The 16270-nt window shown below is 57.5% G+C and carries 12 protein-coding genes; 10 read left to right on the top strand and 2 right to left on the bottom strand.

Features of this window, described 5'->3' with window-relative positions; all coding sequences use genetic code 11:
• Window positions 1–2: 2 nt before the first annotated feature.
• From Mal65_RS03605 to hemG, 8 genes are all read left to right on the top strand, one after another.
• A complete protein-coding gene (locus tag Mal65_RS03605; protein WP_145293737.1) occupies window positions 3–935 on the top strand; it encodes an aldo/keto reductase in 933 nt (310 codons plus the stop codon).
• A gap of 23 nt (window positions 936–958) precedes the next feature.
• Complete coding sequence (locus Mal65_RS03600; RefSeq protein ID WP_145293735.1) at window positions 959–1984, top strand: zinc-binding alcohol dehydrogenase family protein; 1026 nt, start codon at window positions 959–961, stop codon at window positions 1982–1984.
• Between the two features lie 2 nt (window positions 1985–1986).
• Entirely contained in the window at window positions 1987–2805 is an 819-nt protein-coding gene (locus Mal65_RS03595) for a sugar phosphate isomerase/epimerase family protein (protein WP_145293733.1), read from the top strand.
• Window positions 2806–2833: 28 nt separating this feature from the next.
• A complete protein-coding gene (gene fucP / locus Mal65_RS03590; RefSeq protein WP_145293731.1) occupies window positions 2834–4273 on the top strand; it encodes an L-fucose:H+ symporter permease in 1440 nt (479 codons plus the stop codon).
• 39 nt (window positions 4274–4312) lie between these two features.
• Window positions 4313–5911 carry an alpha-L-fucosidase gene (locus tag Mal65_RS03585; protein ID WP_145293729.1) on the top strand — a complete coding sequence of 533 codons (1599 nt, stop codon included), beginning with the start codon at window positions 4313–4315 and terminating at the stop codon, window positions 5909–5911.
• A 225-nt stretch (window positions 5912–6136) separates the two neighbouring features.
• Window positions 6137–7966: an arylsulfatase gene (locus Mal65_RS03580; RefSeq protein WP_165701039.1), complete on the top strand. Its 1830-nt coding sequence runs from the start codon at window positions 6137–6139 to the stop codon at window positions 7964–7966.
• Between the two features lie 202 nt (window positions 7967–8168).
• Window positions 8169–9305, top strand: coding sequence for a TIGR04053 family radical SAM/SPASM domain-containing protein (locus Mal65_RS03575; protein ID WP_145293725.1), 1137 nt, complete (start codon window positions 8169–8171; stop codon window positions 9303–9305).
• Window positions 9306–9309: 4 nt separating this feature from the next.
• On the top strand, window positions 9310–10839 hold the full coding sequence (gene hemG, locus Mal65_RS03570) for a protoporphyrinogen oxidase (protein ID WP_145293722.1): 1530 nt from the start codon (window positions 9310–9312) through the stop codon (window positions 10837–10839).
• Window positions 10840–10898: 59 nt separating this feature from the next.
• Here hemG and Mal65_RS03565 read toward each other — a convergent pair whose 3' ends face one another.
• Window positions 10899–11399 (bottom strand): cell division protein FtsH, encoded by a 501-nt coding sequence (locus Mal65_RS03565; protein WP_145293720.1) that lies wholly within the window; start codon window positions 11397–11399, stop codon window positions 10899–10901.
• 280 nt (window positions 11400–11679) lie between these two features.
• On the opposite strand from Mal65_RS03565, the gene rpmG reads away from it, so the two are divergent.
• Together rpmG and recJ are read left to right on the top strand one after the other, a co-directional pair.
• Entirely contained in the window at window positions 11680–11844 is a 165-nt protein-coding gene (gene rpmG, locus Mal65_RS03560; RefSeq protein WP_145293718.1) for a 50S ribosomal protein L33, read from the top strand.
• 75 nt (window positions 11845–11919) lie between these two features.
• Window positions 11920–13680 (top strand): single-stranded-DNA-specific exonuclease RecJ, encoded by a 1761-nt coding sequence (gene recJ, locus Mal65_RS03555; RefSeq protein WP_145293716.1) that lies wholly within the window; start codon window positions 11920–11922, stop codon window positions 13678–13680.
• A gap of 77 nt (window positions 13681–13757) precedes the next feature.
• Here the strand turns inward: recJ and Mal65_RS03550 are convergent, their stop codons facing one another.
• The gene (locus tag Mal65_RS03550; protein ID WP_145293714.1) at window positions 13758–15986 is read right to left on the bottom strand and encodes a S8 family serine peptidase; all 2229 of its coding nucleotides are present in this window, start codon (window positions 15984–15986) and stop codon (window positions 13758–13760) included.
• Window positions 15987–16270 lie beyond the last annotated feature (284 nt).

Here is a 16270-nt window from a genome sequence, read left to right as displayed (position 1 = left end):
CAATGCAAAAACGCAAACTTCTGGGCACGGACCTGGAATTACCCGTCATCGGATTTGGCGCCTCATCGCTGGGGCAAGAATTCCGCAGCATCCAATTGGACGAAGCCCTTCGCAGCGTTCGTGTCGCTTTGGACCTGGGCATCAACTTGATCGACACGTCGGCCTATTACGGTCGCGGGATGAGCGAAGTCTTGTTGGGGGTTGCCCTGCGTGATGTGCCGCGTGACGACTATGTGATGTGCACCAAGCTGGGACGCTACGATCGCGACAAGTTCGACTTTTCCGCCAAACGGGTCGCCGAAAGCGTTGACGTCTCGTTGCACCGGATGGGCTTGGACCACGTCGACATCATGCTTTGTCATGACATCGAGTTTGTCGACCTGGACCAAATCATTGCCGAAACACTGCCCGCCCTGCGTGAAGCACAACAAGCTGGAAAGATCCGTTACGTCGGCATCAGTGGCTATCCGCAAAAGATCTTTCACGAGATCGCTGCCAAAGCCGACTTGGATTGCGTGCTGTCGTACAACCAATACACGCTGCAAAACACTCGGTTTGCCGATGAAACCGTTCCCATGCTGAAAGAAAAAGGCATCGGTGCGATGAACGCTGGGCCTTTCCAGGCACGTCTTCTGACCAATGCCCCATTGCCGCCATGGTGCTTGGAAACACCCGAGGTGCGTGCGGCGGCCAGCAAAGCCGCCATGTGCTGTGAAAAACATGGCGTGGACATCGCGCAATTGGCACTGCAGTTTTCTTGTGCCAATCCCGACATGTCGACCACGATCGCCGGCAGCGCGAATCCCAAGAACATTGAAAAGTGGGCTCAGTGGATCGATCAACCGATCGACGAAGCTCTGTTGGCGGAAGTCCAACAGATCTTCGCAGACGTCAAGAACGTCGGTCATCCGTCCGGCCTTCCCGAAAACAACTGACCCACCAAGACGAATCGATTCTTATGAAAGCACTGCAGTTAAGCGAACCCAAACGTTGGGAAATCGTTGATATCCAGGCTCCCGGCAAACCCGGTCCTGGCGAAGCCGTTGTCAAAATTCACCGCGTGGGCGTGTGCGGAACGGACTTGGGTGGCTACTTGGGCAAGTTCCCGTTCTTTTCCTACCCACGCATCCCCGGCCACGAACTGGGCGTGGAAGTCGTGGCCGTCGGCGAAGGCGTCAAGAACGTCTCGGTCGGCCAGTTCTGTGCGGTTGAACCGTACATCAATTGCCAACAGTGTTACTCTTGTCGCCGCGGGTTCACCAACTGTTGTGAACACCATCAAACATTGGGCGTCATGTGCGACGGCGGCTTGGCCGAACAGATGACGTTGCCTGCGCGCAAACTGCATCCCTCGGGCAACCTCACGATGGACCAAGCCGCGTTGGTGGAAACGTTGGCCATCGGCTGTCACGCGGTGGACCGCAGCAAACTGCAAGGCAAAGAGAACACTTTGATCTTGGGCGCCGGTCCGATCGGCTTGTCGGCTTTGGAGTTCGCAAAGCTGACGGGGGCACGCGTCATCATCGCCGATTTGGTTGAATCACGTCTGGAGTTCGTTCGCCAGCGCATGGGTGTGCAAGACACCATCCAAATCAAGGGCGACGATTCGGATATCGAAGCGATCGGCGACTTGACCGACGGCCAATTCGCCGACGTGGTGATCGATGCCACCGGTCACAACGGGTCGATGGTCCGCAGCATGGAATTCGCCGCCTTTGCCGGTCGGGTCGTTTACGTGGGGATCACGCAACAGAACCTGGACTTTCCCCACGCGGCGTTTTTCCATCGCCGCGAATTGAACTTGATGGCCAGCCGCAACGCGTTGTCGCCGGACTTTCCACGCATCATTCGCCTGATTGATGCCGGCATCATCGACACCCAGCCGTGGATCACGCACCACGCGTCGTTCAACGAGGTCCCGGACGTGTTCGAATCGTGGACGCGACCGGAAACCGGAGTCATCAAAGCGGTTATCGAGGTTTGAAAATGATCAAGTCAGCCATCACCGTCAGCTTGGTCGAAGAAGCCAAGGGCGGACCTTTTGTCTATTGGAACGGACTGGACGATGCCTGCAGTGAAGCGGCACGCCTGGGATTCGATGCTATCGAAATCTTCGCCCCCTCGGCCGATGCGGTCGACGTGGACAAGCTTTTGCCGACACTGCAACAGCATGAGCTGAAGGTTGCCGCGGTGGGCACCGGCGCGGGAATGGTCAAGCACGGCCTAAGCCTGACCGACCCCGACAAAGATCGTCGCGAAAAGGCATGCCAATTCGTCGAATCCATCATTCATTTTGGTGGCCGATTGTCGGCGCCCGCGATCATCGGATCGATGCAGGGACGCTGGGGCGGCGACCTGGATCGTGACGCGGCTTTGGGATTGCTTGCCGAATCAATCAATCGTTTGGCCCCGATTGCTGCGGAACATGGCGTACCGCTGATCTATGAACCGCTGAACCGCTACGAGACCAATTTGTTGACCACCGTTGCCGACGCCTGCGGTTTCTTACGGACACTGGACACGGACAACGTCAAACTGCTGGCCGATTTGTTCCACATGAACATCGAAGAGGCCGACATTGCCCAGGCGATCCGCGATGGCGGCAATGACATCGGACACATTCACTTTGTGGATTCCAACCGACAGGCCGTCGGTTTGGGGCACATGGATTACGCGCCGATCATTCAGGCGCTCCAGGACATCCGATTTGACGGCTATCTTTCGGCCGAAGCATTCCCGCTGCCCGATTCGGATACCGCCGCGGTCAAGACAATCGAAGCTTTCCGCGACTTCTTTCCCCGATAAGGCTTCTCCCACCTAAGGCTTATGACAGATGGCCGATTCCACCGTCCCGGTCGACTCACCCGCCCAATCCCCAGCGACCGCCGAAAGTGAAGCGACGGTCGTACCATCGAAGTTTTTGTTTCCATTCATTTTGGTCACGTCATTGTTTGCCCTGTGGGGCTTCGCCAACGACGTGACCAATCCGCTGGTCAAGGCGTTCAAAGAGATCTTTCTGATCAGCAACGCTCAAAGCTCGTTGGTGCAAACGGCTTTTTATGGCGGTTATGCGACGATGGCGATTCCGGCCGCGTTGGTCATCCGCCGGTTTTCGTTCAAGACGGGGATCTTGCTGGGCCTGGGGCTGTATGCGGTCGGCGCCCTGTTGTTCATTCCTGCCAGCATGAACATGCAATTCGGCTTGTTCCTGGTCGCACTGTATGTGTTGACTTTCGGCTTGGCATTCTTGGAAACCACCGCCAATCCCTACATCCTTTCGATGGGGCCACCGGAAACGGCCACACGGCGTCTGAACCTGGCCCAAGCGTTCAATCCCATCGGTTCATTGACGGGGATGATTGTTGCCAGCCAATTCATCCTGCCCAACTTGCAAGTCGCCGATTTTCGCCAGCAACAAGTCGACGCGAACCCGGCGTATCAGGAAATGCTTCCCAGCGAAGTCGACGGTTTGGTCACCCAGGCCCTGGAATACTACAGCGTTGCAAACCCGACCGAACACCAAGCCATGCAAGCGCACGACTTGGGCGTTGTACGTGTTCCCTATGTGGTGATCGGTGTGGTCGTGATCGCTGTTCTATTGGTTTTTGCCGTTTCGAAAATGCCGGACACCGGGCGGGAACATGAACAGATATCACTGGGCAAACTGACAATGAAGCTGGCCACGTTCCGCTATCTGGGCGGGGTGTTTGCCCAAGCGTTCTACGTCGGCGCACAAATCATGTGTTGGACGTTCATCATTCACTATGGAATGACGCTATTGGGAATGACGGCGGCCGAAGCCCAGCGTCACAACATCGCCGCGATGATCATCTTTTTGACCAGCCGGTTTATCTGCACGTTCATCTTGAAATACCTCCGTCCAGGATTGCTGTTGGGCATCCTGGCGATTGGCGGGATGCTGCTGACCGCGGGAGCCATTTTTGTCCAAGGCTATGCGGGGATCTATTGCCTGGTCGGCGTCAGTGCCTGCATGTCACTGATGTTCCCAACGATCTATGGATTGGCACTGGACGGCCTGAACCCCGAAGACGGCAAACTGGCATCGGCGGGTTTGATCTTTGCCATCGTTGGCGGTGCATTGATGCCGCGTTTCCAAGGCCAAATCATCGACATGGACGCGTTCAACTTTGCCGGAATGGAACTGGAATCCGTCCGTGTTTCCTTTGTTCTGCCGCTGATCTGCTTTATCGTCATTGCCATTTATGGATTTGCAATGTCGATGACCCAGCGTCCCACCAGCACGTCGGCCTAACCCGTTTCCCCCTATCCAATACGACAAGAGAACTTTGTCATGAATAAAACCTTTTTCGGTGCCGCCATTTTGCTCGGCACGCTCGCGTCGCCAGTCTGGGGCCAGGACACGGCCACACATCCCGAATTGGCGCCGCATCCCGCCGTTGCTCCGGCTGTTGAAAAAATCGACCAGGTTGCAAAGGACGGTCCATTCAAGCCCGAGTGGGAATCGCTTTCCACCTACAAAATCCCACAGTGGTACAAAGACGCCAAGTTCGGAATCTTTATTCACTGGGGTGCCTACAGCGTGCCGGCCTACGGCAGTGAATGGTACCCGCGTCAGATGTACATCGACACTAAACGCCGCGGTGACAACTTTTTCGAACATCACCGTGAAACCTATGGCCCGCAAAAGACTTTTGGTTACAAGGATTTCATCCCCGAATTTAAAGCCGAGAAGTTTGACGCCGCCGCATGGGCCAAGCTATTCAAGGATACCGGGGCACGCTATGTGATCCCGGTCGCCGAGCACCACGATGGGTTTCCCATGTACGACTGTGCGTTCACCAAATGGGACGCATCGGAAATGGGACCGCACCGTGACGTGATCGCCGAACTGGCCGATGCCGTCCGTGCCGAAGGCCTGCACTTTGGGGTCAGCAGCCACCGCGCTTTTAACTGGCAGTACTACGTCCGCAGCGAAGACTATGACAACGCAAACCCCGAATTCGCGGGCCTGTACGGACGCCCGATGCCATTCTTGTTCAAGCCCGACGCCGACAAGTATCAAGAAAACTTTGAACCGCACGACGACCAATTCAAAGACGATTGGTTGGCGCGCACCTGCGAACTGGTCGACAAGTACCAACCGGAGGTGATGTGGTTCGACTTTGGAATCGCTCCTCGCGTTATCGAATCTTACGACTCCAATCCCTTTGCCGATCACCTGAAACGTTTTGCCGCGTACTACTACAACAAGACGTCCGGCGACGACGACAGCTTGGGAATCATCAACTACAAGTTCCAAGCGTTTCCCGAATCGGCTGCGGTTTTGGACAAAGAACGCTCCAAAATGGCCGGTATTCGCGAACCGTTTTGGCAAACCGACACTGCGGTCAGCGCTAGTTCGTGGGGCTACACCCAGAACCAGAAATACAAGACGCCGGATCGCTTGGTCGACGACTTGGTGGACATCGTTTCCAAGAATGGTTGCCTGCTGCTGAACGTCGGCCCGCGTCCGGACGGCACTATTCCCGAGGAAGACCAAGCAATCCTGAAAGCGATCGGCGGATGGCTGAAGATCAACGGCGAATCGATCTACGGCACCGAATTCTGGTCCACCTTTGGCGAAGGGCCGACGACGGTTTCCACGGGTCACGTTTCGGAATCCAAGGACAAGCCGTTCACCGCCGAAGACGTTCGCTTCACCAAAAAAGGCGACGTGATCTATGCAACGATCATGGATTGGCCGGAATCCGGTCAAATCAATATCCGCACTTTGGCCGCGGGATCGGAACACTGGCCCGGACAAATCGAATCGATTGAATTGCTGGGATCCGAAAGCCCCTTGGAATACGACCGTACCCAAGAAGGGCTGAAGATCACGTTGCCTGAAAAACGTCCCTGCGATTACGCGTACGTTTTCAAGCTCCGCTAAGCGATGAAACAATCGTTCGATTGAATTCAATCGAAACGCACCCGCTGACTTAGCATCGCGTCCTTGGTTATTGCCAGGGACGCTTTTTTTTGTGCCTAGCCGGCCTTCAGGCGGTGACCGCATCCGCCATTGTCCCCGGTCGTTGCGTCCGCACCGACCTTCGGCGGCATGGCTAAACTGTGTGATTCAACCAGCCGAATCACTCACCATTGCGTCGGGAACGCCATGAATCGATGCCATCCCATTCAAGGCAACCTGTTGATCGAAGCACGACTTCCGTCACTCTTTCGAACCTTCGCTCGTTCCAAATTCGCGTTCTTGGCAGGGTTGCTACTTGTATCAACGCCACCATGCTTGGCTGATGTCGGCACACGCCCCAACGTCGTGGTGATTTTGACAGACGACCAGGGTTGGGGTGACCTGAGCGTTCACGGGAATCGAAATCTAAGCACACCCCACATCGATTCGTTGGCTCGCGACGGCGTGACGTTGGAACAGTTCCTGGTCTGTTCGGTGTGCGCTCCCACACGTGCCGAGTTTTTGACCGGGCGGTATTACCCACGAACCGGTGTCAGCGGCGTAAGCACAGGCCAAGAGCGTCTGAATCCAGACGAATTCACGATCGGCGAACTGTTCCAAGATGCGGGTTACGCCACGGGAATCTTTGGCAAATGGCACAACGGCACACAGCCTCCCTATCATCCCAACGACCAAGGCTTTAACGAGTTTTACGGTTTCACTTCCGGCCACTGGGGACACTATTTCAGTCCACCACTGGAACACAACGGCACGCTGGTGCGTGGCAACGGTTACGTTGCGGACGATTTCACCGACCACGCGATTGAGTTCATCCGCAAGCATCGGGAGCAGAACTTTTTCTGCTATCTACCGTTCAACACGCCGCATTCGCCGATGATGGTCGACGACCGTTTCTACGACAAGTTTGAAGACGCCGCGATCGATCCGCGACATCGCGATCCACAAATGGAAGACCTGTCGATGACGCGGGCCGCACTGGCGATGTGCGAGAACATCGATTGGAACGTCGGACGACTGCTGTCGGAAATCGAAGGCTTGCACCTGAGCGAGCAAACCATCGTCGTGTTCTTTTGCGATAACGGCCCCAATTCGTACCGCTTCAACGGCGGCATGAAAGGCAAAAAGGGGTCCATCGATGAAGGTGGCGTGCGCAGCCCCTGTTTCATTCGTTGGCAGGGCCAGATCGATGGCGGAACACGAATCGAACACCTGACGGCGGCGTTGGACCTGATGCCCACGTTGGCGGACCTTGCCGGAATCGACTGGCAACCGCCGAAACCGATCGATGGCAAGAGCTTGATGCCGCTGATTCGGCGATCTCAAGTCACATGGCCGGAGCGAACAATCTTCTCCATCCGAGGCAACCAAGTCAGTGCCCGCACCGACCGTTTTCGATTGGATGCGAAAGGGCATCTATTCGACTTACAGGAAGATTTGGCTCAGAGCACCGACGTTGCATCACGACACCCCGATTTGACCGCAAGACTGAAGAAGCAAGTCGCGGAATTCGGCAAATCCATGCGACAGTCATTCGACGCCAATACGGATCGTCCCTTCACCGTCGGCTATCGCGCAAAAACGCGACTGCCCGCGCGCGACGGCACACCACACGGATCGATTCGTCGCAGTTCCAAAGCGCCGAACAATTCATTCTTTGTCAATTGGGTCGATGAATCGGATCACATCCATTGGCCCATCGATGTCGGCCAGACGGGGCGGTACGAAGCGATCGTCCACTACACCTGCGCCCCGTCGAACGTCGGGGTGCGTATCGGCGCCGCTGCAAGTGATGCCAGCACGTCCGCCTTGGTGTCTGTCGCTTTCGACCCGCCGCTTTATGCGAAGCCCAAGGAACGCGTCAAAGAGTCGCACTACTTTGTCAAGGATTTCCGCGTCCTTTCGCTGGGGACGTTGAATCTAACCCAAGGTCGCACAACGTTGCGGCTGTTTGCATCGGAGCCGCAGGGACCGGGAATCATTGACGTTCACTCGGTGGAATTGAGTCGCATCGATTGATTCGGCGGTGCGTGCGTACGCTCCTGCGATGCGTGTTCGTTTCCATCTTGAATGACTTATCAGGAATTTCCCGTGGTCGCGTGACAATGTGACGCACGAAAAACACAACTTTGAATCTGCCTATGTCGCAGGATTCTTCGATAGGATTGTTGGTCCCGCCATTTGATTCCCATCGCGCCGGGCCACATCCTTAGGATCCGTCATGATCGCGCCCTTTCGCCCCAGTTCGAATCCCCTCCACCAACGAACACGAGCGTCGTTCGATCACAGCCCGATGCTGTGTTTCTATGAAGTCACACGGGCGTGCGACTTGGTTTGCCAACACTGCCGTGCCTGCGCGCAACCCAAAAGCGATCCTGGCGAATTGACGACGGCGGAATCCAAACTTCTGATCGACCAGTTGGCCCAGTTTCCACAGCCACCGATGTTGATCTTGACCGGTGGCGATCCGCTGAAACGGGCCGACCTGTTTGAATTGATTCGTTATTCCGTCGAAAGTGGCTTGGAAGTTTCGATCACCCCCAGCCCGACACCGCTGGTCACGGCGGAAGCGATCGCACGACTGCGTGATGCCGGGATTTCGCGGATGGCGATCAGCATAGACGGCGCCGACGCGGCGACGCATGACGCCAACCGAGGCGTTTCGGGAAGCTATGAACACAGCATGCGAATGCTTGCCACCGCCGCCGACCTTGGTGTCAGCACGCAAATCAACACCACCCTGACGCCTGCCAATGTCGACCAGATTGAAACCATGGCGGACCAGTTTGCCAAGGTTCGCACGGACATGTGGTCGGTGTTTTTCTTGATCCCGGTGGGACGCGCCGCCGAAAGTGATCGTCTGAACGCCGATCAATGCGAAGCAGCATTCGAACGACTGTATCAACAGTCGCTAAAACAGCCGTATCGCATCAAGACCACCGAAGCGATGCATTACCGCCGTTTCATCATTCAGAAGCATGCCGCGAAGCGTCGCCGCGAAGGCAAATCGGATGACGAAACGGCGCGTCCGTTCATGCCGGCGGGGATCAACGACGGAAAAGGCGTGATGTTCGTCAGCCACATCGGTGTCATTCATCCGACCGGTTTTCTGCCGGTGACATGCGGTGTGTTTCCCCGACAAAGCGTCGTCGACGTTTACCAGAATTCACCGGTCTTTCAAAAACTTCGCGACGCTTCCTACCTGGAAGGCAAATGCGGCTGCTGTGAATTCAACAAGATTTGTGGCGGTTCGCGTGCCCGAGCCTACGGCGTGACGGGCAACATGTTCGCCGAAGATCCCGACTGTTGTTATCTCCCATCGTCGGTTCGCCGATCCGACGACGAATCACAGGATTGAATCCATGACGCAATCCAACGCTCCCAAACGCATCGCCGTCATCGGCGGTGGCATGACTGGCCTGGCCGCGGCCCACGAATTGGTTACCAGCGGCAACAACGTCAAAGTCACCGTGTTTGAATCGGGTGACCGTGCCGGCGGTGTCATCCAAACCGTTCGGAAAGATGAATTCTTGATCGAAGGTGCCGCGGACAACTTCATCACCACGTCACCGGTTGCGGTCAAGCTTTGTCATCAATTGGGACTGGGCGATCAATTGGTCGGAACGACACCGGGACGCGAAGGCGCGATGGTGATGCGTCGCGGAAAGCTGGAACCGATTCCCGCGGGCTTCACCGTGATGGCACCGTCACGAATCTGGCCAATCCTGGCATCCAAGATTCTTAGCCCCTGGGGAAAGCTTCGCAGCGGTGTCGAGTACTTCTTGCCACGTCGTCGGGAAGTCGAAGACGAATCGCTGAAGGCTTTCGTGTGCCGGCGTTTCGGTCGCGAGATGTTCGATCGCTTGGTGCAACCATTGGTCGGCGGGATCTATACCGCGGACCCCGATCGGTTGAGCGTCGCAGCAACGATGCCGCGTTTCATGGAAATGGAAAAACAGTACGGCAGCCTGATTCGTGGCATGCTGCGTGAGCGGAAAGCCAGACCAAAAGCCACCGCCAACTCTCGTGGCGCACGCTACAGCATGTTCATGACGCTGAACGGCGGAATGAGTCGGCTGGTCGACGCCTTGGTGTCCAGTCTGCCCGAGGGCACCTTGCGTTTGAACAGTCCCGTGACAGACATCGTTCGCGACGGCGTGCACTGGTCGCTTCAAGTCGACGATGGCAAGCAACCTTGGGAACAGTTTGATTCAGTCATCGTCGCCGCGCCCGCGGGACCGGCATCACAACTTTTGTCAAAGGTTGATGTCGATGCCGCGGATGAGATCGCGGAGATCCCGTATGCCAGTTGTGCTGTCGTCTCGCTTGCGTACAAGTTGGACCAAGTCGGCGAACCCTTGAACTCGTATGGGTTTGTCGTTCCGATTGCCGAAGATCACTTCATCCTGTCTTGCAGTTTTTCCAGCCTGAAGTATCCAGGCCGGGCGCCGGAGGACAGCGTGTTGATGCGAGTGTTTATCGGCGGGGCATGCCAAAGCGGCCTGTTGCGGATGCCCGATTCGGAACTGATGGAATTGGCACACTGGGAACTGTGCAAGACGCTGCGTATCAGCGGTGATCCGTTGATGCGACACATCAAACGCCAAGTTCACGCGATGCCGCAGTACCACGTCGGGCACAATCAGCGAGTGCAAAAGATTCGCGACCGCCTGGCCGCCTTTCCGACACTGACCGTCGCGGGCAGTGCGTACGGTGGCGTCGGCGTGCCCAGTTGCATCGAAAGCGGCAAAAGAGCGGCGCAACAGATCTTGGCCGCGACCGAAGCCCCAACCGATGTCTGGGAGTTACGCGATCCGCCGGTATCACGAACGGATGAAAGCAGCCACAGCGAACTGCGCGATGAAACCAAGCGTGAACTGATCGAACACTAAATCGTAGGCTTCACTCGGCAGCCGACCGGTTTCCAGGCGTCCCCGTCGAAGCCCGATGGTCAACCGCCGTATCGTCCCCAGAACCCCATGATCTGTTGGACGGTTTCGCCATCGACGAATTCGTGCGTCAAAAGCTGATCGGCAATTTCCGCCAAAGCGGCCCAGCAATCGTCGCGGCGTAGGATTCGATCCAGCTGCTGCAACGACTGAACCAAAATCGCCTGCGCGCGCTGCGGGTCCCCAGTCAGGGCAACGGCCATCGACCGGGCCATCGTCCAGTCGGCCGCCCAGGGTCCGAACTTAGACGGATCAACATCACCACCGGAATAAATCATTTCGGCGGCCGGGCCGGCCAACAAAGCAACGATTTCGCGTTGCCGCTGGAAATCCGCGTTCGGATCGACCGGCCCCCAGTTGATACGACAATCGCCGAACCGTTCGGGCAACCACGAATCCGCTTCGCCGCCCAACTGAACGGACTCGATTTCACCCCCCAAAGCGTGGGCGACGACGGCGTGCCCGGCCTCGTGATAGGCGGACAATTCTTCTTCGCAATCCATGACGCCGCCGCCAAATCCAGCGGCCTCTGATTTTCGGATGGGTGTCCTTGGGTGGTCAAATCAGCGTTTGGAAGCCCAACGGCCGGTGCGAAGGGACTGGACCACAGAGGCCCGGGAAACATTTCGGCTTGCTGAACCACCACCGTGTCAGGCATACTGTGCCGCTTTGATCTGCTGCCGGCAAGGCGGCCAATGATCGATCCATTGATCCGGCCCACGCAATCTTCGCGTTCTGACCGGATCGGCTTCCCCCATCCCATTCCCCCGATTTTTCCGTCCTATGGCGAAGAGCAAAAAGAAAGCGGAGACCATTTTTCTGGTCTGCGAAGAAACCGGCCAGTACAACTATTCGCTGAAGCGTAAGCCCGGTGGCGAAAAGCTGCGTTTGAAGAAGTACAACGCTTCGCTGCGCAAGCACACCTGGCACGTCGAAAAGAAGAAATAGTTCAGCATCCTTTCGCATCGATGGCGGACGCTTGTCATGGTGCGTTTGGAATCTTGGCGGTCGGAGTGATCAAGGATGAAACGAGCTTGGCGTGTGGTCCCGCACGATTCCGCCCGCGTACAACGACTCGCCAGTTCTGCTCGACTGCCCGCCGTGGTGGCCCAATTGATGGTCAGCCGCGGCATCTACGATGGCGACGCGGCCAAGCAATTCTTGGACACGCGGCTTTCCGGGCTGCGCGATCCTGACGGGCTGCCCGGGATCGCCGATGCGACCGAGCGGATCATGCGGTCGGTCAACAACGATGAACCCATCGTCGTTTACGGTGACTATGACGCCGACGGGATGACCGGAACCGCCATCTTGGTCAACTGTCTGAATCTGATCGGGGCCCGCGTCAGCTATCACATCCCCAACCGCCTGGAAGACGGCTATGGGCTAAACGCCGATGCGATTCGGAAACTTGTCGATCGCGGAAAGCGTCTGATCGTCTCCGTCGACTGCGGCGTGACCAGCGTCACGTGTGCCGAATTGTGCAAGGAACTTGGCATCGGCTTGGTGATCACGGATCACCACCAAATGGACGACCAATTGCCCGATGCCGATGCGATTGTCCATCCTCGATTGCCCGGGACCGCCTATCCCTTCGGTGAATTGTGCGGGGCCGGCGTTGCCTTCAAATTGGCATGGTCACTTTGCCAGGCTCACTGCGGTGCCAAGAAAGTCAGTGACAGGATGAAAAACTTTCTGATGGATTCGCTGGGCTTGGCGGCCATCGGAACGATCGCGGATGTTGTGCCGCTGTTGGACGAGAACCGGATCCTGGTCGAACACGGTTTGAAAGTCCTGAAGAATCGTCCGCGTCCGGGCTTGGCGGAAATCATTCGCCGCAACGGATTGGATCGCGGCAGCACGATGACGACCGAAAACGTGTCCTTCACCTTGGCACCTCGGTTGAACGCTGCGGGACGGTTGGGACAGGCACAGTTGGCAGTGGAATTGATGACCGCAACGGATCCCGATCGCATCGCCGCGCTGGCCGAGTATCTGGACCAATTGAATGGCACACGAGAATCGTTACAGCGAAGCGTCTACCTGGCGGCGAACAAGCAGATCGCCGACCAATTTGACGGCGAAAACGATGCGGCATTGGTGCTGAACGGCGTGGGATGGCACCAAGGCGTGATCGGGATTGTCGCCGGTCGCCTGAGTGACAAGTTCGCCAAACCCGTGATCGTCATTTCCATGGATTCCGCCGGCCGCGGGGAAGCGGTCGGCAGCGGGCGTGTGGGTGGCACCAACATCGATTTGCACGAAGCATTGTCCAATTGCAGCGAACGGTTGGTGCGTTTCGGCGGCCACCAAGCGGCGGCGGGCATCACGATCGAAGAACGTCAAATCGATGCCTTTCGCGGCGACTTTTGTGAAGCGGTGGCACGGCAATGGTCCGAACGCGATGTTACACCGGAGATCGTGATCGACGCCGAAGCCCCGCTGACGCAGTTGACGCTGGAAACGATGAAGCACATCGACATGATGGCACCGTTTGGTGCCGGCAACCCGCGTCCGATCTTGATGGCTCGCGACATCCGTTTGGACCAGCCCGCGCGGCGGATGGGCGGCGGCGATCGACACCTGACGGTGACGCTGCGACAGGGTGAACGCACCATCCGCGGTGTCGCGTTCGGCTGTGGTGATTGGTGCGACGACCTGAACGCTTGCGAAGGCCCGATCGAAGTCGCCTTTCGCCCGGTGATCAATGAATTCCGTGGCTATCGAAACGTCGAAGTCCAACTGGTCGACTGGAGACCATCGGAGACCTATGCCCCGGTCTAAGCTGGCAATCGTTTAGGTCGCTGATCAGTCAGGTCGCCGCCACAGCAAACCGGTGATCACCACGCGTTGCCCGGTTATCAAACGCCCAACTGTTCAAAGACGCGGCGGGTGGCATCTTCAAAGCGTTCATCGTCTTGGTCGCTGATATCCAATGGGACGGGCGCCGCTTGAGGCGTGAAGCCCAGCGGCAATGACACCGGTTGGAAGTTTTCGAACGCATCCACACGGTCGAATCCGCGCGCGATCCGTGTCGCACCATCGACGGAAGTCCATTGCGTTAGTCCCGCGGCAACATGCCACTGGCTTTCTGATTCGTTGGAATAGATTTTGGCAACGTCGGTGCCGCCGCTGGCGGATTCTGCCGTGACGTTTTCAAAGTAACGTGCACTGACTTGGTAACCACCGCTGCTGACCATGCTGCGTGTGGGTGAGATCGACAGGACATCGTCACCGACACTGTCGTACAGTTCCGCGGTGTCATGACCACCCGCGGTTGCGTAGGCCGAAACCGATTCAAACCCATACGCCGACTGAAACAGACTCGTGCCCGACGAATCGGTTCCACGCAGACTGGTGAATCCGGGCTGTACCACCAGTGTGTCGTCGCCATCGGAATCGTAGAGGTACGCGGCGTCGTTTCCGCCGGCGGTCGCGTGCACGTACGTGCGAACCACGTCGCGCACATCAAAGCGGAATCCCACACCGGACAGCACGGCGTCGCCGCTGCGCGATTCCAGCAAATCATCACCGCTGGAATCGTACAGGGTCGCACGATCCGATCCGCCGCCTCCATCGAACTGGACATCTTCAAAACCGCGCAAGACAATTTCGACGCCGCCGGCGATCAACCGGCTTTCGACATCGGAATTCGGGTCGGCCGATAACCGCAATCGCTCGCTGCCGACGGATCCCAGAATTTCCAATCGGTCTGAACCGCCTGCGGCATCCATAAGGATCTGGCCGTCTTGATCGGTCAGCAAGTACGTCTGTTCCGATCCGTCGTGGTTTCGGACATTCAATGACATCCCGTCGCGCAAGTCCAATGTGAATTGCTGTGACTGATGATCCGTCGTGACTTCGCTAGCCGATACCGCTGTTTCACCTTCGCCACCATCATCGGGTTGATTTGAACCGCCGGACGGTTGCAGACCATCAAGCGCCGACTGCAAATCGATCGAGTAATAGGTCAACCCTGTTCCCGCGTCTTTATGCTCCGATGCATGATCTCGTAATCGTTGCAGGACATCATCGGCCGTCGGTTCCAGACCGGATGCGATCATGGCTTCGCGGATCAGAACCGTCGCCGCAGCAACTTGGGGCGTCGCCATGCTGGTCCCGCTAAGTGCTGCATAGTCGTTGACGTTACCATCCCAACCGAAAACGTGATCAGGCACGGCGCTGCCTTGGCCTTCGCCCGGTGCCGCCAAGATGCCATTTTCCCGCTGTGCAAAATCACTGATTTGCCCACCGTCATCGATGGACGTCACGGCGATCACGTTGGGGCTGGATGCCGGATAAAGCAGATCCGTGGTCCCCGGCGTGATTTCATCGTTGGCGTAATAGTTTCCGGCGGCGGCGAAGACCAAGATTCCGTCATCGTGCAACAGTTGCAGTTCGTCTTCCAGAATGCCAATGGCGTAGTCGCGATTTGCATCGTTCAGCGCAGCGCCGATCGATAAGTTCACCGTCGTGATCGGGTGTTCGAAATCGTTCTGGGAATCGTGGACCCAACGAAGGGCCGATTCGATCCACTCCAGACTGCCCGCGCCGGAATCGTCGAAGACGCGCAGGGCCACCAAGTCCGCTTCCGGTGCCATCCCAGATGATTCAGAACTTTGCCCGGCCAACAAACCAGCGACATGAGTGCCGTGGTACCCGGCAGGCCCATCGTCATAAGGGTCCGCGTCGTCTTCGGCAAAATCCCATCCACCGACGACTCGATACCCCGGCCCGATCCCCGCGCCTTGGCCCGGCGAGGTAAACGCTTCGTGATCCCAAGCGATGCCGCTGTCGATCACCGCGATGGTCTGGCCGTCACCGGTCAGACCGTACATGTCGCGAAGGTCGGCCGCTTGATTCAAGAGGGAATGATTGGACGCCGGTGACAGCGTGCCTGACGAATCCATCGGCATCAGAACGTCGGATACATCGTCCGGTCCTAGTCCGTCTTGAAGCAGGTCGGCCGTGGCCGCCGCCGCCAGGCTAGCCGAAAACGCCAGTCGGGTTTCACACTGGCGGATCCCATCGGTCGTGGGAAGCAGGGCCAGCGGCAATCGGCGGGAAGGAGTCTGGGATTTTCGCGTCACGGCGATCTGCAGGGGCGTTGGGCGCGGTGGCGGCGAGCCCCACCTATTGCAATAGGCAGACGCGCCGAAGGCGGACTGTTCACGAAAACGTAGGACGCACAGTCGTGCAAAAGTTTCCTAACCGGACCTTCGCCAGATCCGATCGACTCCGCCGGCCGGCATGTCCGATTCAATGATTGAATCCGTCAAAACCGGCCCCCGCCGACTTGCCGTACTGCAGGGTTTCAGTGTCCAAGTCGGCCCGTCCCGCAATCGGGTTCCTTTGCAACTGCTGTTCGTTGGGA

This window comes from Crateriforma conspicua (assembly GCF_007752935.1).
GTDB classification, from domain to species: domain Bacteria; phylum Planctomycetota; class Planctomycetia; order Pirellulales; family Pirellulaceae; genus Crateriforma; species Crateriforma conspicua.
Note: the sequence above shows the minus strand (reverse complement) of the source record. Positions and strands in the feature narration are given on the sequence as shown.

What these genes read in the sequence shown, in the direction of transcription:
- Mal65_RS03605 (WP_145293737.1), top strand. Translation starts at nt 3, where the DNA reads ATGCAAAAACGCAAACTTCTGGGCACGGACCTGGAATTACCCGTCATC.
- Mal65_RS03600 (WP_145293735.1), top strand. Translation starts at nt 959, where the DNA reads ATGAAAGCACTGCAGTTAAGCGAACCCAAACGTTGGGAAATCGTTGAT.
- Mal65_RS03595 (WP_145293733.1), top strand. Translation starts at nt 1,987, where the DNA reads ATGATCAAGTCAGCCATCACCGTCAGCTTGGTCGAAGAAGCCAAGGGC.
- fucP (WP_145293731.1), top strand. Translation starts at nt 2,834, where the DNA reads ATGGCCGATTCCACCGTCCCGGTCGACTCACCCGCCCAATCCCCAGCG.
- Mal65_RS03585 (WP_145293729.1), top strand. Translation starts at nt 4,313, where the DNA reads ATGAATAAAACCTTTTTCGGTGCCGCCATTTTGCTCGGCACGCTCGCG.
- Mal65_RS03580 (WP_165701039.1), top strand. Translation starts at nt 6,137, where the DNA reads ATGAATCGATGCCATCCCATTCAAGGCAACCTGTTGATCGAAGCACGA.
- Mal65_RS03575 (WP_145293725.1), top strand. Translation starts at nt 8,169, where the DNA reads ATGATCGCGCCCTTTCGCCCCAGTTCGAATCCCCTCCACCAACGAACA.
- hemG (WP_145293722.1), top strand. Translation starts at nt 9,310, where the DNA reads ATGACGCAATCCAACGCTCCCAAACGCATCGCCGTCATCGGCGGTGGC.
- Mal65_RS03565 (WP_145293720.1), bottom strand. Translation starts at nt 11,399, where the DNA reads ATGGATTGCGAAGAAGAATTGTCCGCCTATCACGAGGCCGGGCACGCC.
- rpmG (WP_145293718.1), top strand. Translation starts at nt 11,680, where the DNA reads ATGGCGAAGAGCAAAAAGAAAGCGGAGACCATTTTTCTGGTCTGCGAA.
- recJ (WP_145293716.1), top strand. Translation starts at nt 11,920, where the DNA reads ATGAAACGAGCTTGGCGTGTGGTCCCGCACGATTCCGCCCGCGTACAA.